We start from the raw sequence: 24,470 nt of genomic DNA on the forward strand, positions 1-24,470 counted from the left end.
CATCCGCTGTCTGTTTTTTGTAACAAAATCGGCCTTGGAGTTTTCTCATTTATCAAAAATTTTATGTTATGATTTAATGGAATATCACTTTGAAGGGATTGTCGTACATGAATGATGCAGCTAAAGAGCTGAACAGAACATTATCTGATGAAAACCCGCACGTGCTTCATATGCTTTCTGATTTGGGCAAAGATTTGTTTTATCCGAAAGGGGTGCTGACGCAATCGGCGGAAGCGAAAGCCAAGGCCGGAAAGTATAATGCCACAATCGGAATCGCCACCTCACAAGGAGAGTCCATGCACTTTTCCCATATACAAGAGACATTGTCCGCCTATAACCCCGATGATATCTACGATTATGCTCCGCCGCAGGGAAAAGAGCCGCTCAGACAGGAATGGCTGAAAAAAATGCGTCTCGAAAATCCTTCATTAGCCGGCAAAGACATCAGCACGCCGATCGTGACAAACGCTTTGACACACGGGCTGAGCATTGCCACCGACTTGTTCGTCAATGAAGGGGATACGCTGCTTCTGCCTGATAAATATTGGGGAAATTACAACTTCATTTTCGGTGTCCGGCGCAAGGCATCTATTGAGACGTACCCGCTTTTTCAGCAGGATGGGCGTTTTAATGCGGCTGGTCTGTCCGAGCTGCTGAAAAAGCAGGAAGAGAAGGCGATTGTCGTGCTGAATTTCCCGAATAATCCGACAGGCTATACGCCGGGGGAAGAGGAAGCGTTAGAAATCGTCAGCGTGATTCTGGAGGCAGCGGAGGCCGGCAAAGAGATTGTCGTACTCGTAGACGATGCGTATTACAATTTGTTTTACGATGAAACGGCCATTCAGGAATCCATCTTCAGCAAACTCGCCCAAGTGCATGACAGGGTGCTTTGCGTGAAAATAGACGGAGCCACAAAGGAAAATTACGCGTGGGGCTTCCGCGTCGGTTTTATTACGTACAGCACAAAAAGCGAAAAAGCGCTGCGCGTGCTCGAGGAAAAAACAAAAGGAATTATCAGAGGAACGATTTCAAGCGCTCCGCATCCGTCCCAAACATTCATGCTGCGGGCGATGCAGTCACCGGAATATGAGAAAGAAAAATCACTGAAATACAACATCATGAAAAAACGGGCTGACAAAGTGAAAGCCGTTCTTGCAGAAAACAAGCACTATGAAGACGTATGGACGCCTTATCCGTTTAACTCAGGCTATTTCATGTGTGTCCGGCTGAAAGACATAAACGCCGGCGAATTGAGAGTGTCATTGCTTGAAAAGAGAGGAATCGGGACGATATCCATTAATGAAACGGATTTGCGAATCGCGTTTTCATGCGTTGAAGAAGAACACATCGCGGATTTGTTTGAAGAAATTTATCAAGAAGCAAAGCAGCTTCAGAAACAGGCGGAACTATCCGGCTGACAAAAAAGGAGGGGGACACCCTCCTTTTTCTATGCTTACAGCAGCTCTTCATACGTTTTCATCTCAATCCCGTCACAAAAATCGGGATGAGCCGCACAAACCGCCAGCTTATATTCTTCGTCCGCATCATATGTGCGGATGAAACAAGGTTCATGTCCGTCCGGGAGTTCAATGGACACGCGGCCGTCCTCTTCAAGGCGGACGCTGAATGAATCAAGCGGCAGGGAAAGCCCTTTTCCGGCCTGTTTGATAAAGCTTTCTTTCATTGACCACAGGTGATAAAAATAATCGGTCTGCCGATCGGGATCTTTCGCTTGCAGATCACTGTACTCTGAAGGCGAGAAAAAACGTTTCGCTATATCAATCGTGCCGGGCTTCATTTTTTCAATATCGATACCGATCGGTTTTGAATCAACGGCACAGACGATCCAGCGCCCGGAATGGGAAATATTAAAGTGCAAGTCCGGAAGCGCGGGGATATACGGCTTTCCGTACTCCTGGACGCTGAATACAATCGCAGCCGGATTAAGTCCGTAAGCCCTCCCCGCAATGGTGCGGATGAGCATGTCGCCCAGCAAGGTGCGGTGAGCATCCTCTTTATGATAAAAGCGCCGGCATTTTTCCCGCTTTTCAGCGGACACAGCCGCCATCATCCGATCCTCTTCCTTTGGAGAAAGCGGGCGGTCCATATATACTCCGTAAATCTTCATGTCCAGATCCTCCGTCTGCAAATATTGTCAAAACCATCCTATCATATCAGACGCAAGCTGTCCGGCAATAAAAAAAACAAAACCGATTCGGCTTTGTTCTTAATGAACGGACGCTGCCCGCCCGTAGATCGCATATGTTAACAGTTTAGAGGATTGTGGCAAAGAAAAACGCAGAATCAGCCCGGTCAAAACAGCCGTAATAATGGTTCCGGCTCCGATCGGTCCGCCCATCGTCCAGGCTGCGGCAAGAATCGTCAGTTCAATGCCGTTCCGCACCCATTGCACGTTCCAGCCCGTTTTTTCAGAAATCAGCAGCATCAGAGAGTCCCGGGGGCCCGCGCCGAGCCCGGCCGATACGTAAATACCGACGCCGCAGCCGATCAGCAGCAATCCGAAAGAAAAAAACACGGCCGCTAAGGAAAAAGCGTGCGCTTCAGGAAGCAGAAATGAAAAAAAATCAATAAACATTCCCATCATCAGCATATTCAAGATGGCGCCGATTTTCGGGAGCGTTCTCGTGAACAGGCAGGTTAAAGCGACGATCACCGCGCCGACCACGATGGACCATTGCCCGACGGAAAGACCGAAATGCTGAAAAAGCCCATAATGAAAGGCATCCCAAGGGCTGATGCCGAGAGCTTTTCCTTTAATGGTTAAAGATACCCCGAAAGACAAAATCAACAGACCGGCAAAATAAAACGTCCAGCGCATCACGAATTCCCGCTTCAAAGAGGTCCCTTCTTTCATAAAATCTCATTAATTGTCATTGTAGCATAACTGCCAAAAAAAAGAAGAGCGAAATCAGTGTTTCGCTTCTTCTTCGGCTCCTACAAAGGATTCAGTATACGATTCAAAAACCGCTGCGTGCGTTCTTCTTTCGGCGCGGAAAAAATTTGGGCCGGCGGTCCTTGTTCCACAATGACGCCGCCGTCAATGAAGATGACTTCATCGGCCACTTCCTGCGCGAATTTGATTTCATGCGTGACGACAACCATCGTCCAGCCTTCATTCGCCAAATCCTTAATAACTTTGAGCACCTCGCCGACCAGCTCCGGGTCAAGCGCTGACGTCGGTTCGTCAAACAGCATCAGCTCAGGCTGAATCGCAAGCGCGCGGGCGATGCCGACACGCTGCTGCTGACCGCCGGAAAGCTGGAACGGATATAAATTCATTTTGTCTTTCAGTCCGACTTTTTCAAGAAGCTCAATCGCTTCTTTTCTGACTTGCTCTTTGTCGCGCTTTTGCACTTGAATGGGTCCTTCCATGACGTTCTCAAGTGCCGTGCGGTGAGGAAACAGATGATACGCCTGAAAGACCATGCCTGATTTGCGGCGGAGGCGAAGGATATCAGCCTGCTTCACTTTTTTGGAGAAATCTATTGAAAAATCGGAGAATGCCAGCTCGCCGTGATTGGGAATCTCAAGCGCGTTCAGACAGCGCAGAAGCGTCGTTTTTCCTGAACCGGACGGTCCCAGAATGGCGATGACTTTCCCTTTTTCTATCTCCATATCTATCTTTTTTAAAATTTCATTCTGGCCGAATGATTTATTTAATCCTTTAACAGAAAGCATATCGAAACCTCCTTATTTGGCCACATAACGGTCGAGACGCCGTTCGATCACAAGCTGTACGATTGACAGCAAGAAGCAGATGATCCAATAAATAAAGGCGGCTTCAATATAGATGACCAAGATCTGATCAAGGTTTTGCGCGCCGATTTCCTGGGCTTTCCTGAACAGCTCCGCGACGAGAATCTGTGACGCGAGAGATGTATCCTTGATCAGGCTGATAAATGTATTTGATAATGGCGGAATGGACACGCGAAACGCCTGCGGCAGGATCACGCGGAACAATGTCTTGCGATAGGTCATGCCGATCGTATAACCGGCTTCCCATTGCCCTTTCGGCACGGATGAAATAGATGCCCGAATGATTTCAGAAGCATAGGCGCCTACGTTTAGTGAAAATGCGATGACAGCGCTTGGGAAAGGGTCCAGTGTAATATTAAAGGTCGGGAACAGATAAAAAATGATGAACAATTGAACGAGAAGAGGAGTGCCGCGCACCGCTGATACATATACGCTGAACACCCATCTCAATGGTTTCATATTTGACATTCTGGCGAGCGCCGTAATCAGCGCGATGATCATTCCGAAAATAAAGGAAAGAATGGTAAGGGGAATCGAGTAATAGATTCCCCCGGAAAGAATCGGCCAGAATGACTGCTGCACCAGATCCCATGGAATGGCTGCCGCAATCACGGGCTCAGGCATGTTACTTAGAAACATCTTCGCCGAACCATTTTTTAGCTATTTTAGAAAGAGTCCCGTCCTCTTTCATTTCTTTTAACGCTTTGTTGACGTGAGTCACAAGTTCGCCGCTTCCTTTTCGGAATGCGAAATAAGTTTGTTGCGGCTGGCCTGCTTCAAACGCGATTTTCACGTTCTTATTACCGGACGTTTTTAAGTAGTTCAGTACGGCAAGCTTATCGTTGTAAGTCAGATCAGCCCGGCCCTGCTGAATGAGCTGAAGGGATTGAGCCATGCCTTCAACGCCTTCAATTTTCGCGCCGGCTTCTTTAGCTAATTTATTGTAATTGCTTGTTAATGATTGAGCCGCTGTCTTTCCTTTGACATCAGCTTCTTTCGCAATCGTGCTGTCTTTTTTCGTCACGACGACGGCATTTGACGTTGTGTATTTATCAGAAAAATCATATTGGTTCTCACGGCCTGTTTTGCCGACTTGGTTAGCGACGACGTCAAACCGTTTAGCATTTAATCCGGCAAACATGCTGTCCCATTGCGTTTCTTTGAAGTCAGCTTTCAGACCGAGGCGTTTCGCGACTTCTTGAATAACCTCAACATCATAACCGGTCAGTTTGTCAGTCTTTTTATCATGGAAGGTAAATGGTTCATACGTTCCTTCTGTACCGACGGTCAGTACGCCTTTTTTCTTGACAGAAGCCCAAAGATCGCCGTCTTTTGACTTAGATCCGCTGTCCTGTGAGTTTCCGCAGGCTGCAAGCACCGCGATGCTGACCATCATGAATAAAGCCAATAATGCTTTTTTAATTTTCTTTATTCCCCACTTTTCTGATTAGTTTTATTGAGAAAAAATAGCTCCCAATTGTAAAGGATAACTTTTTTTTAGTATGAGTCAAGTAATTGGTTTTCATGAGCGTGAAATCTCCGTGTTTCCGGGGGGTCAAAATAATTGCAAAAACTGTCTGACCGGCTTCGGCAGGTAGCTGTCTTTTCTCCAGATGACGGCCGGTGTCATGACAAACGGATTGTCCTCGATGGCGACCGTTTTGACATGCGATCGCATATGGACGGGAATCATCGTCAAAGGCAGAATCGTGGCTCCGAACCCAGATGAGACGAGGCTCAAAAGCGTCGCGGAGTCATGGCATTCACAGACAACCTGGAGGTCGAGACCGTACTGTTCACAAACATGGAGGACTTGGTCATACACACCCCTTCCATTGACGGTGCGCAAAAGGATCAGAGGCAAAGAAGCGATGTCCTTCAGCTTAATCGTTTCTCCGCACAGGCGTTTTGTATGCTCAGACAGCACCAATACACACGGAATGTCTTCAAGCTCCTTCGATTCAATGCTGTCGCTTTTAATCAAGGTGGTGGTGACGGCGGCGTCAATCTGTCGGGATTCCAGGAGCTCCAGCAGTGAGACGGGTTCGTCTTCCCAAATGTTAAAGGTGAGATGAGGATACTGCTCTTTCATCTGCGACACTTTCTCAAGCATAAGTGCGGCGCAGTAAATGGTTGACCCCACGGCAAGGGGGCCGGCTGCTTCTTCCTTCAGCTCTTGTACCTCGATAATGGCGTCCTCAAACTTATGAAGAATCTCTTTCGCTCTTTTCAAAAATACGTTTCCTTCATATGTAAGGGTCATTTGTTTCTTTTTATTGCGGTCAAACAGAATGACGCCCAATTCTTCTTCGAGCTGTTTCAGCTGTCTGCTTAACGGCGGCTGAGCCATATGAAGCTTTTTGGCGGCCGTCGTAATTTTCTGCTCTTGGGCAATGGTGACGAAATAACGCAATTGCCGGATATCCATGAGAATGCGCTCCTTTCTTTTATACCTTTAGGGTATGATATATAGATTTAACGAATATTTTTCATATGGATATATCAGGAGTATGATGGTTTTGACACCATATTTCAAGCGTAAAGGAGGGTTCAATATGAAACTCGTCATCGGAATGACCGGGGCTACGGGAGCCATATTCGGGATCAGGCTTTTAGAATATTTAAAGGCCGCGGAGATCGAAACCCATCTTGTCGTTTCTCCTTGGGCAAATGTCACCATCACACATGAAACCGATTATACGTTAAAAGATGTAGAGAAACTGGCGTCCTATACGTATTCTCACAAAGACCAGGCAGCGGCGATTTCAAGCGGCTCGTTTGAAACGGATGGGATGATCATCGCTCCGTGCAGCATGAAATCACTTGCAAGCATCCGCACCGGAATGGCTGACAATCTGCTGACAAGAGCGGCTGACGTCATCCTGAAAGAGCGGAAAAAACTTGTGCTTCTGACCAGAGAAACGCCGCTCAGCCAAATCCATTTAGAGAATATGCTAGCGCTTACAAAAATGGGTTCCGTCATTCTTCCGCCGATGCCGGCTTTTTACAACAAACCGGCTGACATGGACGAATTGATCGACCACATTGTGTTCCGGACGCTCGACCAGTTCGGCATCCGTCTGCCGGAAGCGAAACGGTGGTACGGAATTGAAAAACAAAAAGGAGGAATCTGATAATGGCCTATCAGGATTTTAGGGAATTTCTCGCCGCTCTTGAAAAAGAAGGGCAGCTGTTAACAGTCAACGAAGAGGTAAAACCGGAGCCGGATCTGGGCGCCGCCGCGCGTGCAGCCAGCAACCTCGGGGATAAAAGCCCCGCACTTTTGTTTAACAATATTTACGGACAACATCATGCGCAGGTCGCCTTGAATGTCATCGGCTCCTGGCCGAATCACGCGATGATGCTGGGCATGCCGAAAGATACGCCTGTAAAAGAACAATTCTTTGAGTTCGCCAAACGGTACGATTCATTTCCGGTATCGGTCAAACGGGAAGAAACTGCGCCGTTTCATGAAAATGAAATAACGGAAGACATCAATCTTTTTGACATCCTTCCGTTATTCAGAATCAACCAGGGAGACGGCGGCTATTATTTGGATAAAGCGTGCGTCATTTCCCGCGATCTTGAAGACCCGGACAATTTCGGCAAGCAGAATGTCGGCATTTACAGAATGCAGGTGAAGGGAAAAGACCGCCTCGGCATCCAGCCCGTGCCTCAGCATGATATTGCGATTCATCTTCGCCAGGCTGAAGAACGGGGTGTGAATCTTCCCGTTACGATCGCGCTGGGCTGTGAGCCGGTGATTACGACGGCCGCGTCAACTCCTTTGTTATACGATCAATCCGAGTATGAAATGGCCGGCGCGATTCAAGGGGAGCCTTACAGAATCGTCAAATCCAATCTGTCCGACTTAGACATCCCGTGGGGCGCCGAAGTCGTTCTAGAAGGAGAGATTCTCGCGGGAGAACGGGAATACGAAGGCCCTTTCGGTGAGTTCACGGGTCATTATTCAGGCGGCCGCAGCATGCCGGTGATCAAAATCAAACGTGTATATCATAGAAACAATCCGATTTTTGAACATTTGTACTTAGGCATGCCGTGGACGGAGTGCGATTATATGATCGGCATTAATACGTGCGTGCCTCTTTACCAGCAGCTGAAGGAAGCATATCCGAACGAAATCGTCGCCGTTAATGCCATGTATACGCACGGTCTGATCGCCATCATTTCAACGAAAACACGATACGGCGGCTTTGCTAAGGCGGTCGGCATGCGCGCCCTGACAACGCCGCACGGACTCGGCTACTGCAAAATGGTCATTGTCGTGGATGAGGATGTCGATCCGTTTAATCTGCCGCAAGTCATGTGGGCGCTCTCAACGAAAATGCATCCGAAACACGACGCAGTCATTATTCCTGACCTGTCCGTTCTTCCGCTTGACCCGGGGTCTGATCCGGCAGGGATGACACACAAAATGATTCTTGACGCCACAACACCTGCCGCGCCGGAAACAAGAGGCCATTATTCGCAGCCGCTTGATTCTCCGCTGACAACAAAAGAGTGGGAACAAAAACTGATGGACTTAATGAATCAATAAGAAAGGATGAGTTTGCAATGAAAACATGCCCGCGCTGTGAATCGAAAAAAGGAGAAACCGTCAGCCAATCGCCGGTCAAAGGCGCTTGGGAAATATACCAATGCCAGACCTGCTTTTTCACATGGAGATCCTGTGAACCGGAAAGCATCACGATGCATTTGTACTGCAATCCGTGACAAAACAAGGCCGTCCGCACGCGGCCATGATCAGCGCCGGTGAGATTCTGGCCGTGAGCAGCACAAATCTCCGGATCGCCTTATGGAAAAACACGACGACTGTAAAAAGCCTGCTGCATTCGGGACAAGCACTTTTCATCGCCTGGCACGGAGGAGCCGCCTATTACGTCACATTGGAATGTGAGGCGCTCCCGCCGCTGAAAGAGGCGAAATACGAGCGGGAACGGTTCAGCTGCCGCGTGATTTCCGTGAAGGAAGATCGGGCGAAATACGCTGATCTGACGTCAGGACCGGCCATTCAGCTTCACGAGCCGGAAAGTGTCCTGAAGAGATGGAGCGAAACGCTTGAGGAGTTAAAACAATAATAGAAAAGCCTGCGGACGCTTCCGCAGGCTTTTCTATTATTGTACGCCTTTCATCGCCCGTTTAATAACGGGAGAAAGAAGAACCAAAATAATACCGAGAATGATGGAAATAAGCCCGATTGAGCCGAAGTAGGCCGCTTCAGAAATCTTATCAAACAAACCGACTACTTTTGCGTTCAGGGCTTGGCCGCAGGCGTTTGTTAAGAACCACATGCTCATTGTCTGCGCTGAGAAAGCGGCAGGCGCAAGCTTCGTTGTGACAGATAAACCGACCGGTGAAAGGCAAAGCTCACCAAGCACAACCAAAAGGAAGCTGAGCACAAGCCAAAGCGGGCTCACAAGCTCGCCGCTTCCGCCCATAACCGGAAGCACCATGACTAAAAATGACAATCCGGCAAGGATAATGCCGATCGCGAATTTAATCGGTGTTGAAGGCTGGCGTTTGCCGAGCTTCATCCAGAACCAAGCGAACACCGGCGCGAAAATGACGATGAATAATGGGTTCAGAGACTGGAACCATGAAGACTCAAGATGCATTCCCGCAAAAGAAAGCCTCGTGCGCTGATCCGCATATAAAGCAAGAATCGTCGCCCCCTGTTCCTGAATAGCCCAGAACATGGCCGCCGCAATAAACAGCGGAATATAAGCAGCAAGCCGTGATTTTTCCGTTCTTGTCGCTTTTTTGCTTGTGAACATCACGATAAAGTAGATAACCGGAATGACAATGCCAAGGACACTGACGACGTCAATTACACGCTGGATTGTCAGCCAGCCGGTTTGGATGAGAACGAAAATAACGGCGGCTGCGATGACCACTCCGATTCCCGTTCCGATCACTGATGATTTAGAAATCGGATTCGGTACATTGGAGCCTGCTTTGCCGAGGTATTTCTTTCTCGTAAGGGCGAAAACAATCAGTCCGAGGAACATACCGGCCGCGGCGCATCCGAAGCCTAAGTGGTAGTTGTACTTCTGTCCGAGTGTTCCGACAATTAGCGGCGCAACTAATCCGCCGAGGTTGATCCCCATGTAAAAGATACTGAAACCAGAGTCGCGGCGCTCGTCTTCCTTCGTATATAGATCTCCGACAACGCTGGATACGTTCGGTTTAAGCAGGCCGGTTCCGATAATGATCAGAGCCATGCTGAGAAAAAACGCCGCCGTGCTGCCAGGAAAGGCAAGAGCGATGTGGCCGAACATAATTAAAATTCCGCCGTAGAATACGGTGTTTGCCGTACCGAATACCCGGTCGGCCAGCCAACCGCCGATGACGCTCGACATGTATACGAGAGATCCGTATATGGACATGATGGCAACTGCGGTGCTTTTATCAAAGCCGAGACCGCCATGAGCGACTTCCGTGTATAAATAGTAAAGCAATATAGCTCTCATACCATAGTAGGAGAAACGCTCCCAAAATTCGGTGAAAAACAGTGTGAACAAGCCGCGGGGATGACCGAAAAAGCCTCGTTGCGGCACAGTTTCTGTTATAGCTTCCTTTTCAATAGATGCCACCTGAGCCAACCCTTTCTTAAAAAAGTGTATTACAAAAATCATATTCTTATATAATACTTGTGTCAATATAATTTATACTGAATTCAAAAAATTCCAGAATGAAAAGATATTATAACGAAGAATATAGACGTATTTTCCTAATTCCAATGACTTATTTTTGGTATATTATCTAACTAAACTATCTTTATAAACTTTTTTAATAAAATTTAAAGTATGTACAGGCGGAGCGGGATATGGCGGAATAAGATGGCAATAAGAGAGAAAGGAGGAGATCATTACTTGCCGAATCGTATATTGGATATAACGGATTGCGGCGTGGCGGCAGACGGGAAAACCGACGTGACAAGCGCCATCAACCAATGTTTGGCCAAAGCCGTCAGCGAGGGCTGTCATACGGTGTTTTTTCCGTCCGGAACGTATAAAATCAACGGCACGCTTGGCGGTGACAGCGGCCAGCCGTTTAGGAACGCCGGAATTAATGTGCCGAGCCATCTCTCCATCGTCATGGATCCGGAATGCACGATTAAAGTGACGCCGAACAGCTCCTGGGGCTACTCGGCTTTCTATATAGGCAGGCGGGAAAATGTCACCATCACCGGGGGCCGCATCATCGGGGAACGGGATGAACACAAGTATATCAATGTTCCTTTGCGGTCGACCCATGAATGGGGATTCGGAATCTGTATTGAAGGCAGCAGCAATGTACTGATCGAAGATGTGGAGATATCGGATTTTACGGGAGACGGCATTATTGTCAGTCCGCTTGGGCTAAAGACAAACAGTGATTACGAAACATCAGAACATATAACCATCCGCCGCTGCGATATCAGGCAGTCAAGACGCAACAACATTTCAATCACCGGCTGCAACACCGTCACGGTGGAAGAATGCGTGATTGAAGACGCCGGGAAAGGAAATGGAACAGCCCCGAAATTCGGAATCGATATTGAATCGTACGGAGAAGGCGATGTTGATTATGAAGAGGCTCTTCATATTACGATCCGCAACAACTTCTTTTACGGAAACACCGCAAGCTCAGTCACCAACTTTAACGGATATAACGTGTTAATTGAAGGAAATCATTCCGACAATACAATCAGTTACGGGTACGGCGCGCATACCGTCATTTCAGGGAACGTCCTCTTTTGGTCAAACGGCGGCTCAAGAACCGGAATCGCCGGACAAGGTGTGTCACAAGGGCAGGACAGCAGCAATGCCGTCATTTCCAACAATCTGATTACCGGTTTTTCCACCGGGATAGATGTAAGGGGGAAAAGCGTCCTCGTTACCCACAACAAAATCAATCAATTTGAAAATACGGGCATTTCCGTCTATCGGGCGGAAGATGTGACCGTTGACGGCAATGTCATTGAAAACGGGCGTTCCGAAACGGGACGAAGCGCGGGAATGCGGGCCACGCTTTCTGAAAACGCCGTCTTTATGAATAACATCTTGAATCAAATAACAGACGGAATCAACATATCAGCCGGCAATATCACCGTAAAACAGAATGTGCTGAAATCGTTCAGCCGGGGCATATGGGTCACAGGCGGAAATGCCCTCATTGAAGGAAATACGCTCATCCCTAATGCGTTTCAGGGCGCCGCAGAGTCCTATGCCGTATCTGTGACAAACGACGCCAAGGCTGTCATCAAAGGCAATCTCTTCAAAAGCTACAAAAACTATCCCATTTTCAGTTCGACATCCTCAGGAACCTCTGTCATCGGCAACCGCTTTGAATCATCACCGCTTATCGTTACCTTGTATCTGAACTCAGGAACGCATGAAGTCATAGACAATACCATCACGATCAAACGAACGGCGGGCAGCCCGATCGGCATCTATCTGAACGGAACCTCCAATTCTCTTGTTTCGGGGAATACCATCAACAACCTTTCCGCTGCTTCTGCTTCGGCCATCCAAACCAGTTCCTCCGCAAGCACGAAAATCATCGGCAACCGCATTATCAAAGGCGTCATTGTAAAACACCCTACAGATACGGAAATCGGAAATATCGTCATCTGATCCTCATTACCGTCTGAACAATAAAAAGAACACATGAACTCCGAAAAAAGGAGCGATGTGTTCTTTTTTGACACAATACAGCCGGCGCAGGTGATACAGCTTTCAACAGCAGTGACGAAGTGCCGGGCGCTTGTCAGGCATCTTTTTTTCCTGTTTTATATAAAGCCAACATTTCTTTGATTAAAAAGAGGGCGAAGAAAAACAGCATCAGCCATTCTGAGAAGGTCATCAATTTAAAAGCGGACAGGTTGTTTTGAACCGCTCCATAGAGACTGAAACCTTGCAGCATATCCACCCCTACAGAAATCATCAGACAGGAAGTTAGTAAAAAATGGAAATCCCCAATATTTTCATGCGGTATCACTCTCCCTTTTTATCCTTTTCAAATTTGCAAAACTTATACAGACTTTCCGCCATGCATAATCTTTTGCCGTACAGGAAGAATATGAAAAAAACGAGGAAAGGTTTTTTGCGATATGCCGCCATTTTTTAAGCAGAAGAAACAAAAAAAAGCCGATCAAAACGACCGTGGCAATGAAGACAGAAAAGAACCGGAAAACAAATCAGACAAAGAGCGGGAGGAGCCGATCTCCCTCAGCTTAGAGAAAAATATGAAGAAGCTGTCTGCGAGGTTCGGCAACAGTGCTGATGTCGTTATCCGCCGGCTGAAAATCGGAAAGGAAGAGCTTCCGGCCGCGATTGTGTATATCGCCGGTTTGGTAGACGAACAGCTTGTCAGCCAATCTCTTCTGGAAGATTTAATCGATATTCCGTCCGTTCAGCCGGAACAAGCGGTCTGCCTGATATACGAAAAAACGCTTGCGATCGGCGGAGTAAAAGAGGAAGAGAAATGGAAAAGCCTTTTTGCCGGGCTGGTGGCGGGCAGCACGCTCATTTTTGTCGACGGGGCTGACAAGGCGCTGATCGCCAGTACGGAAGGAGGGGAACACCGGTCCATTCAAGAGCCGAACACTCAGGTGTCCTTCCGCGGCCCGCGGCAGGGATTCACAGAATCTCTGCAAACCAATATTTCCATGATCCGCAGGTATGTAAAAACGCCTGATGTATGGGTTGAAAAAATGGAGATCGGACACGAGACGAATACGGACGTCGCGCTGATGTATATCAACGGAATTTGTGAAAAAAAGCTGATTAAGGAAGTCCGCAAGCGGCTGAAGCACATTGATATCGACAGCATTCTGGAATCCGGCTACATTGAGCAGCTCATTGAGGACGAGCCGTTTTCCGTGTTTCCCACTGTGTATCATACGGAACGTCCGGACGTTGTTGCGGGAAATCTGCTGGAAGGAAGATTTGCGATTATCGTGGATGGAACGCCGTTTGTTCTCCTCGCACCGGCCTTATTTATTCAATTTTTTCAATCAGTTGAGGATTATTATTCACGATTTGATATCGCTACAAGCATCCGGCTGCTTCGGGTTTTGATATTCTTCATTTCACTGGTGGCACCGGGGATTTATGTGGCGGCGACGACCTTTCATCAGGAAATGATTCCGACGCAGCTGCTGATTGACATTGCCGCCCAGCGGGAGACGGTCCCGTTCCCGGCCGTCATTGAAGCGCTGACAATGGAAGTGGCCTTTGAGATTCTCAGGGAGGCGGGCGTCCGTCTTCCGAGAGTTGTCGGTTCCGCCGTTTCCACAGTCGGAGCGCTTGTCATCGGCCAGGCCGCCGTCCAGGCCGGCATCGTCTCCCCGGCCATGGTTATCGTCGTCGCGCTGACGGCGATCGCCAGCTTTGCGACCCCGGCTTTTGACATGGCGATATCTGCGCGCCTGATCCGGTTTGTCTTCATTCTGTCGGCGGCGGTGATGGGATTTTACGGGCTGATTCTGGGCATTATCATGATGTTTGTTCATCTGTGCAGCCTGCGTTCATTCGGTTTTCCGTATATGTCCCCGCTCGCTCCTTTGTCCCCGGGCGGGCTGAAGGATTCCCTTCTCCGCGCTCCGCTGTGGGCGGATGAAAAAAGGCCGGGACTGCTCGTGCAAAAAAACAACAGGCGCCAAGGAGAGCATCAAAGACCGAAACCGGAGACATCCAGAGGAATGGTTAATAAAGATATAGAAGAGGGCGACGGTAATGAAAAGACGTAAATGGATACTCCTCCTTTGTACGATGGTTTCCCTCATGTTTGTATCCGGGTGCTGGGATAAAAGAGAGCTGACCGATTTGGCGGTGATCTCCGCCATCGGTATTGACCGGACCGAATCGGGAAAATACGTCCTTCACTTTCAAATTATCAACCCGGGAAACGTGGCCGGCGGTCTGCAGGGCGGCGGAGCGGGAGACCGGCCACCGGTTTCCGTCTATTCCGTGTCCGGAGACAATATGACGGAAGCTTTGAGAAAAGGCTCGATGAAGGTGTCCAGAAGGCTCTATTTTGCGCATACGAATCTTGTGGTGTTCAGTGAAAAGCTGGCGAAAGAGGAAGGGCTCAGTTTTATTCTGGACAATCTTGACCGCGACACCGAATTCAGGACGACCGCAACCGCGGTCATTGCGCATAATTGCAAGGCTGAAGACATTATTAAAGTGCTGACGCCGATTGATAAAATCCCTTCCAATAAAGTGAACAAGACGCTCAGCTTTACGCAGGAACAATACGGCAGAGTCATTAAAACAAGCCTTCAGGACGTTCTGATTGATCTCGCCTCTCCGACCGGGTCGCCGTTTATACCGGGTTATGAAATGCACGGAGACGATAAAGTCGGTCCTACGATGGAAAATACGCAGACAACTGAACCGAAAGCGCTGCTGTCAGCTGACGGACTGGCTGTGTTCAAAAAGGATGGGAGACTCGATTACTGGATCGAGGATGACGACAGTGTGGGCGCGGTATGGCTGCTGAACAAAATCAAGCATACGTTCATCAATGCGGATTGGAAGAACGTTAAGCATGCAATCAGTCTGCAGGTCACCCGCCAGAATACAAAGGTGACGGCCACTTTTCCGGGCGGGAAACCGCATATTCACGTTCATGCTGAGGTCGAAGGACTGGTGGACGCCGTCAGATACCCTTTCCATCTGTCTGATCCGAAAGTGCTGATGACCATGCAAAAGGCGCTCAGCGCGCAGCTTGACAAAGATATTACCAAATCTATTGAAGATATTAAGACTCATAAGAATGATTTCATCGGCTTCGGTGACCTGATTTATCGGCAGCATCCGCACAAATGGAAAAAGTTAAAAGGGAAGTGGGATGAAGAAATCTTTCCTAATCTCCCCGTGGATGTAAAAACGGAAGTCATCATCAGAAGAACGGGCTTGCGGAATAATCCTCTTTCAGACGAGCTCCAGCATGATTGATTTGAGGAGAAAGGAGCGAAGCATATGGAAAATGCCAAAATCGGCACGCGTCAGCTGTTTATTATGATCATTTTGTTTGAATTGGGCAGTTCGTTATTGATCCCGCCGGGCACGATGGCCGGACGGGATGCATGGCTGTCCGTGCTTCTCGGGTGCGTTGTCGGTCTCGGACTTTTCTACGTTTATCAGGCGCTGTATCAATATTTTCCTGAGTCCTCTCCGAGAGATTACATGAACGAACTGATCGGCAGGCATCTGAGCTGGGTGGTCTCTCTTCTCTATATTCTCTATTTTGCTTATATCGCCGCCCGTGTATTGAGGGATTTTGGCGAAATGCTTGTCACCTTCGCCTATCAGGACACGCCGCTAGTCATTGTGAATGCCATGCTGATGATTGCTGCGATATTTGCGGTCAGAAAGGGAATTGAAGTCATAGCGAGAGCCGGCGAGCTGCTGTTTGGCATTATGTATTTCCTGACGGCCATCGGGCTGATCCTCCTTATCAGCTCCGGCACGATCAACCTCAGATTTCTCCAGCCTGTTTTAGCGGAAGGCATGGGGACAGTCATTTATTCCGTGTTTAAACAGACCATGTTCATCCCGTTCGGTGAATTAATCGTGTTTGTCATGATTTTCCCTTACTTAAAAGATCGGAAAAAAGTGAAGAAAACAGGATTTTTGGCGATTATCATCAGCGGTCTGTTTTTGGCGATGTCGGTGGCGATTAATATTTGTGTGCTGGACGTCAACTTAATGCTCCGCTCTCAATTCCCGCTGCTGAGCACCATACAGACGATTAAAGTGGAAGAGTTTTTAGACCGGCTGGATGTCTTTTTTATGCTCGTGCTCGTCATCGGCGGTTTTTTCAAAGTCAGTCTTTTTACATATTCGGTTGTCGTGGGGGTCTCCACGCTGTTTAAAGAGAAAAATCCGTCCCAGCTGGCCTTGCCGGTCGGATTGGGAGTGCTGATTCTCTCCATCAGCATCGCAAGCAATTTTTCGGAACACATGAATGAAGGCTTAAAAATTGTGCCGATCTATATTCATCTTCCGTTTCAAGTGCTGTTCCCCGTTTTGCTGCTTATCATTGCCGTGATCAAGAAAAAAGTCAAAGGGAGCGTCTATACAGTTTCGAAGAAATAACCCGGCCGATGCGCCGGGTTATTTTTAAAATCATGATTTTTGTCTGAATGCATTGACAAACTTGCCTGACAATTGTACATTTTGATTTATTCTTATAAATTTACTAGGAAATATAGGTTTAGTGGTGTTAATATTTTCCGAATGGTATTTCAGAATAGAAGGAGATACGTCATGACAAAGAAAAAAGAAATCAAACTCGGTGTGTTTCTCGCGGGCACCGGCCATCATGTCGCCTCTTGGAGACATCCTGAGGCTCCGGCGGACGCGAGCATGAATTTAGATTATTTCAAAGAACTGGCCAAAACAGCGGAGCGGGGGAAATTGGACATGCTGTTTTTAGCGGACAGTTTATCAATAGACAGTAAATCACATCCGAATGTGTTAACGCGTTTTGAGCCGTTTACGCTGCTGTCGGCGCTCGCTCAGGTCACATCCCACATCGGTCTGACGGCGACCGCTTCCACTACATACAGCGAACCGTTCCACATCGCGAGACAAATTGCATCGCTTGATCATCTTTCCAACGGCCGCGCGGGCTGGAATGTCGTCACATCATCAATTGAATCAACCGCGCTTAATTTCAGCGGCGAAAAGCATCTTGAGCATCATCTCAGATATCAGCGTGCGGAAGAATTCGTTGAAGTCGTCAAAGGATTATGGGATTCGTGGGAGGAAGACGCCTTTATCCGCGACAAAGAATCAGGGACGTTTTTTGATAAAGACAAAATGCATGAATTGAATCATAAAGGAACATATTTTTCCGTAAGAGGGCCGTTAAATGCCGCCCGCACTCCGCAGGGCCGCCCCGTCATCATTCAGGCGGGATCATCAGGAGACGGAAAGGCGCTGGCCGCCAAAACGGCGGAGGTCATTTTTACCGCGCAAAACCATTTGGAATCTGCGCAGGAATTCTATCATTCTATTAAAGAACAAGCGGCTTCTTTCGGCCGTGATCCTGAAAAAATCGCGATCATGCCGGGGATTTTTCCCGTGATTGCCGATACTGAGGAAGAAGCGCAGGCAAAATATGAGGAGCTCCAAGACCTCATCATCCCGTCTGTCGGCCTGAACATTCTGCAAAACTATTTGGGCGGCGTCGACCTTTCCGCTTACCCGCTTGACGGCCCGCTGCCTGAATTGGATGCGGAAGCGTCAAATGCCGTGAAAAGCCGCTTCAAGCTCGTTCAAGAGATGGCCAAGCGCGATAACATGACCATCCGCGAGCTGTACAAATATGTGGCGGGTTCAAGAGGTCATCATATCTTTGTCGGAACGCCTGAACAGCTTGCCGATAAGATGGAAGAATGGGTCGACAAACAAGCTTGTGACGGCTTCAACATCATGCCGCCGCTTTTGCCTGAAGGTCTCACTCTTTTTGTAGATAAAGTGATTCCGATTTTACAAGAACGGGGCGTGTTCAGAAAAGAATATGAAGGAACGACGCTGAGAGAACATTTCGGACTGGAAAAACCGGCAAACCGATATGCCGGCTAAGGAGGGCTCATCATGTCAAGACAATACCGGCTCGCAACGGAAAGAGACGCTGATGAACTGCTTTCACTGACACTGCGGGCGTATGAACCGATCCGGAAGCTCGGCATAAACTTTGCCGCAGCAACGGCGGATAAAGAGCTCGTTTTGAATAACATCCAAAAAAACGCCTGTTACGTTTTGGAGGAAGACGGACGGATTCTGGCGACGATTTCCCTGCGGATGCCGTGGGGGCCGAATCCAGGGCCGTACGGTGTCCCTCATATTTGGTGGTTCGCCGTCGACCCTGACACCGGAAAAAAAGGGACGGGCTCAGAAATGCTGGAGTGGCTGGAGAACACGGTGCTTCGCGATACTTTAAAAGCCCCCTTCGTATCATTGGGTACAGCAGACAAGCATCCGTGGCTGATCGGCATGTACGAGCGGAAAGGCTACGTCCGTGCAGGCGAAAAGGATTTAGGAAAAGGACACATCACCATCTATTTAAAAAAACAATTGCAGAATTAACATATTCATAGAAAAAGGCGGGAGTTCAATGAAAAAGAAAACATGGGCTTTGCTGCTGTTTGCCGCGCTTTTGGCGGTCTTATCAGCATGCGGTAACGGAAAAGAAAGCGAAGACGGAGGTAACGTGCTGCATGTCGGCGCCACGGGACAAAGCTATCCGTTCGCATATAAAGAAAACGGCAAGCTGACCGGCTTTGACGTGGATGTCATGGAAGCCGTAGCGAAAAAAATCAACATGAAGCTGGACTGGAAGCTGCTTGAATTCAGCGGACTGATGGGCGAGCTCCAGACCGGCAAACTCGACACTATCTCAAACCAGGTCGCTGTCACGGGTGAACGCAAGAAAACGTATAACTTTACAGAACCGTATTCCTATGCGGGCACTCAAATTGTCGTCAAAAACGATAACAAAGACATCAAATCAGTCAATGATCTAAAAGGAAAAACAGTGGCGGCCGTTCTGGGCTCAAACCACGCGAAAAACCTTGAGAGCAAGGACCCGGATAAAAAAATCAACATTAAAACGTATGAAACACAAGAAGGTACGCTGAAAGACGTGGCTTACGGACGCGTTGACGCTTACGTAAACAGCCGCAGCCTCCTGATCGCCCAAATCAAAAAGACCGGTCTGCCTTTGAAATTGGCAGGAGACCCGATTGTCTATGAAAAAGTCGCTTTCCCGTTTGCGAAGGATGCGGCACACGATAAAATCCGCAAAAAAGTAAACAAAGCCATTGAAGAACTGCAGAAAGACGGCACGCTGAAAAAGCTGTCAGAAAAATACTTTAAAGAAGACATTACAACGGAAGAAAAGCATTAAGAAACGGCGGTGAAAATCGAGAATGAACAGCATTGATTGGGGATTTATGTTTTCAGCTTTTCCCGCGTTAATCGAAGCCTTGCCGATCACATTAGTAATGGCTGTCGCGGCCATGGTATTTGCCGTGATCGGAGGCCTTATATTAGCGCTTATCACGAAAAATCGTATTCCTGTGCTTCACCAGCTGTCAAAGGTGTATATTTCATTTTTCCGGGGCGTGCCGACGCTCGTTCAGCTTTTCCTAATTTATTACGGCCTGCCTCAGCTGTTCCCCGGAATGAGCAAGATGACGGCGTTAACTGCGGCGATTATCGGGTTAAGCCTGAAAAATGCCGCCTACCTGGCTGAAATTTTTCGCGCCGCGCTCAACTCAGTCGATGAGGGGCAGCTTGAAGCATGTCTTTCTGTCGGAATGACAAAATCCCAGGCGTACAGGCGGATCATTTTTCCGCAGGCCATCAGAAACGCGCTTCCCGCAACGGGAAATACGTTTATCGGCCTGTTAAAAGAAACATCGCTCGCCTTTACATTAGGAGTGATGGAGATGTTCGCCCAAGGGAAAATGTACGCATCAGGCAACCTCAAATATTTTGAGACGTATTTAGCCGTCGCAATCATGTATTGGATTCTTACGATTATTTACAGCGTGCTGCAGGATCTGCTCGAACGGGCGATCAGCAAGCCTTATCGCACATAGGAGGAGGCTCGGGATGATACAAGTCAGACACATTCGAAAAGCATTTAAAGACCTTACTGTTCTTGACGGGATCGATCTTGAGATCAAGAGCGGTGAAGTCACGGCCATCATCGGCCCGTCAGGCTCGGGAAAATCAACGCTCCTCCGCTGTCTGAATCTGCTGGAGCGCCCGGATGACGGCATCATTGAAATCGGTGATGCCAAGCTGAATGCAGCGTCCTATTCGCGCAAAGACGTACACAAGCTTCGCCAGCAGACGGCGATGGTGTTTCAGAATTACAACCTGTTTAAAAACAAAACCGCCCTGCAAAACGTGACAGAAGCGCTGATCACTGCGCAAAAGAAACCGAAAAAAGAAGCGGAACAGATCGGTATGGATCTGCTGCGGCAAGTCGGTTTAGAGCACAAAGCGGACAGCTACCCGATTACGATGTCAGGCGGACAGCAGCAGCGGATCGGGATTGCGCGCGCCCTGGCCGTTGATCCCCATGCGATTTTACTGGATGAACCGACTTCGGCCCTTGATCCGGAGCTTGTAGCCGGGGTGCTCCAAGTCATCAAATCAATTGCCGAAAAACAGACAACCATGGTCATCGTCACTCATGAGATGGCTTTTGCGCGTGAAGTTGCCGACCAGGTCATATTTATGGCGGACGGACGCATCATCGAGCAGGGAACGCCGGAAGAGCTGTTTGACAATCCGCAGAACGAACGGACGAAAAAATTCATTAAGCAAGTGGGAGAGCCTGCCGAACTTGTCTAAGAAGGGATGAAGAAAAAATGGCAAATGAAACGTATGAATCATTAAACAAACGTTTAATCAATATCCGCCGCGACCTTCATGAATACCCTGAGCTGTCAGGCGAGGAATACGAAACGACGGGTAAAATCCGCCGCTGGCTGGAGGAAGAAGGTATCTCGGTTCTTGATGTTCCGAAACTTCAAACCGGAGTGATCGCTGAAATCAAAGGCGACAAAAGCGGCCCCGTCATCGCTGTCAGAGCGGACATCGACGCATTGCCGATCGAAGAGAAAACAAACCTCCCGTTTGCTTCGCGAAACAGCGGCGTGATGCATGCCTGCGGTCATGATTTTCATACGGCATCTATTCTCGGCACGGCTTTCTTATTAAATGATAGAAAGCATGAGCTGAAAGGAACGGTCCGGTTTATTTTCCAGCCTGCCGAAGAAATCGCCGCCGGAGCGAGACAGGTCATTGAAGCCGGCGCCCTTGAGGGTGTATCGGCGATATTCGGCATGCATAACAAACCCGATCTCCCAGTCGGCACGGTCGGCCTGAAAGAAGGCCCGCTGATGGCGAGTGTCGACCGCTTTGAAATGACCGTTAAAGGAAAAGGCGGGCACGCCGGAATTCCCGACAACAGCATCGATCCGATTCAGGCGGCAGGGCAGATCATCGGCGGCCTGCAATCGGTTGTCAGCAGAAATATCAGCTCGCTCCATAATGCCGTCGTCAGCATCACCAGAGTTCAAGGCGGCAGTTCTTGGAATGTCATCCCGGATCGTGTTGAAATGGAAGGGACCGTCCGTACGTTTCAAAAAGAAGCGCGGGAAGCTGTTCCGAAACATATGAAGCGGGTTGCTGAAGGAATCGCCGCCGGATTCGGGGCAGAAGCTGAATTCCGCTGGTTTCCTTACCTCCCGTCAGTCATGAACGACGCCCGTTTCATACAGACGGCGGAACAAACGGCTGAAAGCCTCGGGCTTCAAACCGTTCGGGCAGAACAGTCTCCCGGCGGTGAGGACTTCGCCTTATATCAAGAAAAAATCCCCGGCTTCTTCGTTTGGATGGGAACAAACGGAACAGAAGAATGGCATCATCCAGCCTTCACACTCGACGAAAAAGCGCTTCCGGCCGCGGCTGAGTTTTTCGCCCGGCTTGCCGTCAATGTATTGGAGCAGACGGAATGAATACGGAAAATCTGACGGCCGGGCTTGCTCAGGCCGTCATGTCGTCTGTGCCGGAAACATCCGCCGAAGCGATGAAAGAAGCGCGCAAAGGGCTGCTTGATTTTACAGCGGCAGCCTTTGCGGGAAGACGGGATAAAGGCATTGAGAAACTGATAAAGCTGGCCGAAGAAGAAGGCGGAGCGCCGATAGCTCCGCTTATCGGCAGAAAACAAAAAACAACGCCGTCCCAATCCGCGCTGATTAACGGATTCATCGCCCATGCGCTTGATTTTGACGATGTCCATTCTGATGTAAGAGGGCACCCGAGCGCCGTCATCCTTCCGGCTCTGATTGCAGCCGCATCATCAGGCCGTATAGACAAGAGCCGTTTTCTCGGTGCTTACGTGACAGGAATCGAAGTGATGGCGCGGCTCGGTGAGTCATCGGGAAGATCTCATTACGAAAAAGGGTGGCACAATACGGGGACGTTAGGCGCGATTGCGGCCGCGTGCGCCGTCGGGTTTGCGGAGAACCTGAATCATCATCAGTTGCAGAAAGCGATCGGGTTTGCGGCCGCCCGTTCCGGAGGCATGCGTGTGCAATTCGGAACGGAAATGAAGCCGCTCCATGCCGGGCTGGCCGCTCAAGCCGGATTGTTCGCCGTCAAGCTTGCGCAGGCCGGTTTTGGCGGGTCAGCTCATGCGCTTGACGGGGAGAAAGGCTTTTTCGGGCTGTACGGCGATCTTGAACGGGCAGAAACTTTGCTTTTAAACGGATGGGGAAAACCTTGGCGGATCACGAGCCCGGGACTTTGGTTTAAGGTGTATCCGTTTTGCTCGGCTGCCCATCATGCGGCGGACGCCATTCTCAAGCTGAAGGCCGAGCACGGTCTCACCTTCAGCCAAACGGAACGGGTCGACGTAATTTATCCGCCTGGCGGGGACGCCGCATTGACAGAACGGCGTCCGAAAACCGGCGAAGCGGGACGGTTCAGTGTGGAATATGTGATCTCGTTAGCTTTGCACGGTAAAGATCTTTCAGCTGAACATTTCACATCCGAGCCGATTCCGGAATTCCTTCAAAAGGGGTTCGCGCGGATTCACCGCGGCTATGATGATCAAATTCAGCCGGCTGACAACGCCGTTCCGAAGGGCCGTTTTACAATTGTACGGGTTACGGCTGCCGGCAATCATGTGTATGAAGCGCGTATCGACTGTCCGAAGGGTGCGCCGGGAAACGGTCTTTCTGAAAAAGACATTGAAGACAAACTCAGGCTCGCTTTGCCAGGAGAAGAGAAAAGAGCGGCAGAGTTGATCAAAGCAGCCGGACAGCCGAATATTGAACGTTATTTACAGCTGATATAAATAAAAAAAGCGAGGGGATGCAGCCCTCGCTTTTTTTACGTTCACTTCTATTGAATAGGGGGATATAGGGTGCGCCCCTGTCTGCGCTGGCAGGGGCGCGGTTTCAGGAAACGGCTGTGCCGTTTTCTTTTACGGTGAAACTTCCTCTTGATAAGCGGATGTTGATATCCGAAACTTTGGAAATTTGTTCATCATGCGTGACCATGATGACGCATTTGCTTTCTTTATGCGCCAGATCCTGAAAGAGCCGGACGATTTCCTTTGACGTATCCTCGTCGAGGTTTCCCGTCGGCTCGTCCGCACAAATTAAATCCGTGTCACAGCAGAAAGCCCGCGCAATCGAAACCCGCTGCTGCTGTCCGCCGCTTAATGTCAGCACCCGCTGCCGGGCCTGCTGTTCCGTAATACCCACTCTTTCCAGCATGCTGAGCGCGAACGCATCTTTGTTTTTCTCTTTAGATCCGGTAATCTCCATCGCCGTTGTGATATTCTGGAGCGCTGTCATATACGGAATCAGATTATAAGATTGAAAGACGATAGAGACATATTGATTTCTGAATTTGGTCAGTCCGATTTTGGAGATATCTTCTCCGTTATAAAGGATGCTTCCCTCTTTAGGTGTGTCAAGACCGCCCGCCAGAGACAGAAACGTTGTTTTCCCCGTTCCGGAGGCGCCGACAATTGTATAAAACTTCCCTTTTTCAAAGCTGATCGTTATATCCTGAAACAGCGGCTGTGATTTGTCTTGGTACCAATAGCCGGTCTGTTGAAAGGTTAATAGGCTCATTACG

General features: G+C 48.9%; 22 protein-coding genes and 3 pseudogenes. 16 read left to right on the top strand and 9 right to left on the bottom strand.

Going from position 1 to position 24,470, the window contains the following annotated elements:
- Positions 1–107: 107 nt before the first annotated feature.
- Positions 108–1,418 carry an aminotransferase class I/II-fold pyridoxal phosphate-dependent enzyme gene (locus BAMF_RS22025; protein ID WP_013350976.1) on the top strand — a complete coding sequence of 437 codons (1,311 nt, stop codon included), beginning with the start codon at positions 108–110 and terminating at the stop codon, positions 1,416–1,418.
- 35 nt (positions 1,419–1,453) lie between these two features.
- Here BAMF_RS22025 and BAMF_RS22030 read toward each other — a convergent pair whose 3' ends face one another.
- The 6 genes from BAMF_RS22030 to BAMF_RS22055 all read right to left on the bottom strand — a co-directional run bounded on the left by BAMF_RS22030 (position 1,454) and on the right by BAMF_RS22055 (position 6,205).
- A complete protein-coding gene (locus tag BAMF_RS22030) occupies positions 1,454–2,128 on the bottom strand; it encodes a 4'-phosphopantetheinyl transferase family protein (protein ID WP_013350977.1) in 675 nt (224 codons plus the stop codon).
- A gap of 99 nt (positions 2,129–2,227) precedes the next feature.
- Entirely contained in the window at positions 2,228–2,857 is a 630-nt protein-coding gene (locus BAMF_RS22035; RefSeq protein ID WP_014469732.1) for a YczE/YyaS/YitT family protein, read from the bottom strand.
- Between the two features lie 98 nt (positions 2,858–2,955).
- The gene (gene tcyC, locus BAMF_RS22040; protein ID WP_013350979.1) at positions 2,956–3,699 is read right to left on the bottom strand and encodes a cystine ABC transporter ATP-binding protein TcyC; all 744 of its coding nucleotides are present in this window, start codon (positions 3,697–3,699) and stop codon (positions 2,956–2,958) included.
- Positions 3,700–3,711: 12 nt separating this feature from the next.
- Positions 3,712–4,416, bottom strand: coding sequence for an amino acid ABC transporter permease (locus tag BAMF_RS22045; protein ID WP_013350980.1), 705 nt, complete (start codon positions 4,414–4,416; stop codon positions 3,712–3,714).
- A complete protein-coding gene (gene tcyA / locus BAMF_RS22050) occupies positions 4,403–5,200 on the bottom strand; it encodes a cystine ABC transporter substrate-binding lipoprotein TcyA (protein ID WP_014469734.1) in 798 nt (265 codons plus the stop codon). The genes BAMF_RS22045 and tcyA overlap by 14 nt, the downstream gene beginning before the upstream one ends.
- Before the next feature lie 132 nt (positions 5,201–5,332).
- On the bottom strand, positions 5,333–6,205 hold the full coding sequence (locus tag BAMF_RS22055; RefSeq protein WP_013350982.1) for a LysR family transcriptional regulator: 873 nt from the start codon (positions 6,203–6,205) through the stop codon (positions 5,333–5,335).
- A gap of 85 nt (positions 6,206–6,290) precedes the next feature.
- On the opposite strand from BAMF_RS22055, the gene BAMF_RS22060 reads away from it, so the two are divergent.
- The 4 genes and pseudogenes from BAMF_RS22060 to BAMF_RS22075 all read left to right on the top strand — a co-directional run.
- Complete coding sequence (locus BAMF_RS22060) at positions 6,291–6,911, top strand: non-oxidative hydroxyarylic acid decarboxylases subunit B (protein WP_013350983.1); 621 nt, start codon at positions 6,291–6,293, stop codon at positions 6,909–6,911.
- 2 nt (positions 6,912–6,913) lie between these two features.
- Entirely contained in the window at positions 6,914–8,335 is a 1,422-nt protein-coding gene (bsdC, locus tag BAMF_RS22065) for a phenolic acid decarboxylase BsdC (protein ID WP_013350984.1), read from the top strand.
- A 17-nt stretch (positions 8,336–8,352) separates the two neighbouring features.
- A pseudogene (locus BAMF_RS41125) lies at positions 8,353–8,508 on the top strand (non-oxidative hydroxyarylic acid decarboxylases subunit D); the annotation flags it as partial.
- A pseudogene (locus BAMF_RS22075) lies at positions 8,478–8,876 on the top strand (pyridoxamine 5'-phosphate oxidase family protein); the annotation flags it as partial. The pseudogenes BAMF_RS41125 and BAMF_RS22075, both read left to right, overlap by 31 nt.
- A 36-nt stretch (positions 8,877–8,912) precedes the next feature.
- Here the strand turns inward: BAMF_RS22075 and BAMF_RS22080 are convergent.
- A complete protein-coding gene (locus tag BAMF_RS22080) occupies positions 8,913–10,391 on the bottom strand; it encodes a peptide MFS transporter (protein ID WP_013350987.1) in 1,479 nt (492 codons plus the stop codon).
- Between the two features lie 279 nt (positions 10,392–10,670).
- Between BAMF_RS22080 and BAMF_RS22085 the strand changes: the two genes are divergently transcribed.
- Complete coding sequence (locus tag BAMF_RS22085) at positions 10,671–12,416, top strand: right-handed parallel beta-helix repeat-containing protein (protein ID WP_013350988.1); 1,746 nt, start codon at positions 10,671–10,673, stop codon at positions 12,414–12,416.
- A 133-nt stretch (positions 12,417–12,549) separates the two neighbouring features.
- Here the strand turns inward: BAMF_RS22085 and BAMF_RS41130 are convergent.
- A pseudogene (locus BAMF_RS41130) lies at positions 12,550–12,770 on the bottom strand (hypothetical protein).
- 122 nt (positions 12,771–12,892) lie between these two features.
- On the opposite strand from BAMF_RS41130, the gene gerKA reads away from it, so the two are divergent.
- The 10 genes from gerKA (at position 12,893) to BAMF_RS22135 (ending at position 23,679) form a co-directional block, all read left to right on the top strand.
- On the top strand, positions 12,893–14,533 hold the full coding sequence (gerKA, locus tag BAMF_RS22090; protein ID WP_013350990.1) for a spore germination protein GerKA: 1,641 nt from the start codon (positions 12,893–12,895) through the stop codon (positions 14,531–14,533).
- Positions 14,520–15,746: a Ger(x)C family spore germination protein gene (locus BAMF_RS22095; protein WP_013350991.1), complete on the top strand. Its 1,227-nt coding sequence runs from the start codon at positions 14,520–14,522 to the stop codon at positions 15,744–15,746. Before gerKA ends, BAMF_RS22095 begins: the two co-directional genes overlap by 14 nt.
- 24 nt (positions 15,747–15,770) lie before the next feature.
- Entirely contained in the window at positions 15,771–16,889 is a 1,119-nt protein-coding gene (locus tag BAMF_RS22100; RefSeq protein ID WP_013350992.1) for a GerAB/ArcD/ProY family transporter, read from the top strand.
- Positions 16,890–17,060: 171 nt separating this feature from the next.
- Positions 17,061–18,383 carry an LLM class flavin-dependent oxidoreductase gene (locus tag BAMF_RS22105; RefSeq protein WP_013350993.1) on the top strand — a complete coding sequence of 441 codons (1,323 nt, stop codon included), beginning with the start codon at positions 17,061–17,063 and terminating at the stop codon, positions 18,381–18,383.
- 12 nt (positions 18,384–18,395) lie between these two features.
- Positions 18,396–18,887 (top strand): GNAT family N-acetyltransferase, encoded by a 492-nt coding sequence (locus tag BAMF_RS22110; RefSeq protein WP_013350994.1) that lies wholly within the window; start codon positions 18,396–18,398, stop codon positions 18,885–18,887.
- Positions 18,888–18,915: 28 nt separating this feature from the next.
- A complete protein-coding gene (locus tag BAMF_RS22115) occupies positions 18,916–19,707 on the top strand; it encodes an amino acid ABC transporter substrate-binding protein (protein ID WP_013350995.1) in 792 nt (263 codons plus the stop codon).
- A gap of 22 nt (positions 19,708–19,729) precedes the next feature.
- On the top strand, positions 19,730–20,404 hold the full coding sequence (locus tag BAMF_RS22120) for an amino acid ABC transporter permease (RefSeq protein WP_014469745.1): 675 nt from the start codon (positions 19,730–19,732) through the stop codon (positions 20,402–20,404).
- A 13-nt stretch (positions 20,405–20,417) separates the two neighbouring features.
- Positions 20,418–21,167 carry an amino acid ABC transporter ATP-binding protein gene (locus BAMF_RS22125; protein ID WP_013350997.1) on the top strand — a complete coding sequence of 250 codons (750 nt, stop codon included), beginning with the start codon at positions 20,418–20,420 and terminating at the stop codon, positions 21,165–21,167.
- A gap of 17 nt (positions 21,168–21,184) precedes the next feature.
- Entirely contained in the window at positions 21,185–22,336 is a 1,152-nt protein-coding gene (locus tag BAMF_RS22130) for a M20 peptidase aminoacylase family protein (RefSeq protein ID WP_013350998.1), read from the top strand.
- A complete protein-coding gene (locus BAMF_RS22135) occupies positions 22,333–23,679 on the top strand; it encodes an MmgE/PrpD family protein (protein ID WP_013350999.1) in 1,347 nt (448 codons plus the stop codon). Before BAMF_RS22130 ends, BAMF_RS22135 begins: the two co-directional genes overlap by 4 nt.
- 103 nt (positions 23,680–23,782) lie before the next feature.
- Here BAMF_RS22135 and BAMF_RS22140 read toward each other — a convergent pair whose 3' ends face one another.
- Positions 23,783–24,466 carry an ABC transporter ATP-binding protein gene (locus tag BAMF_RS22140; protein ID WP_013351000.1) on the bottom strand — a complete coding sequence of 228 codons (684 nt, stop codon included), beginning with the start codon at positions 24,464–24,466 and terminating at the stop codon, positions 23,783–23,785.
- Between the last annotated feature and the right edge of the window lie 4 nt (positions 24,467–24,470).

This window comes from Bacillus amyloliquefaciens DSM 7 = ATCC 23350 (assembly GCF_000196735.1).
Taxonomy (GTDB): Bacteria; Bacillota; Bacilli; order Bacillales; family Bacillaceae; genus Bacillus; species Bacillus amyloliquefaciens.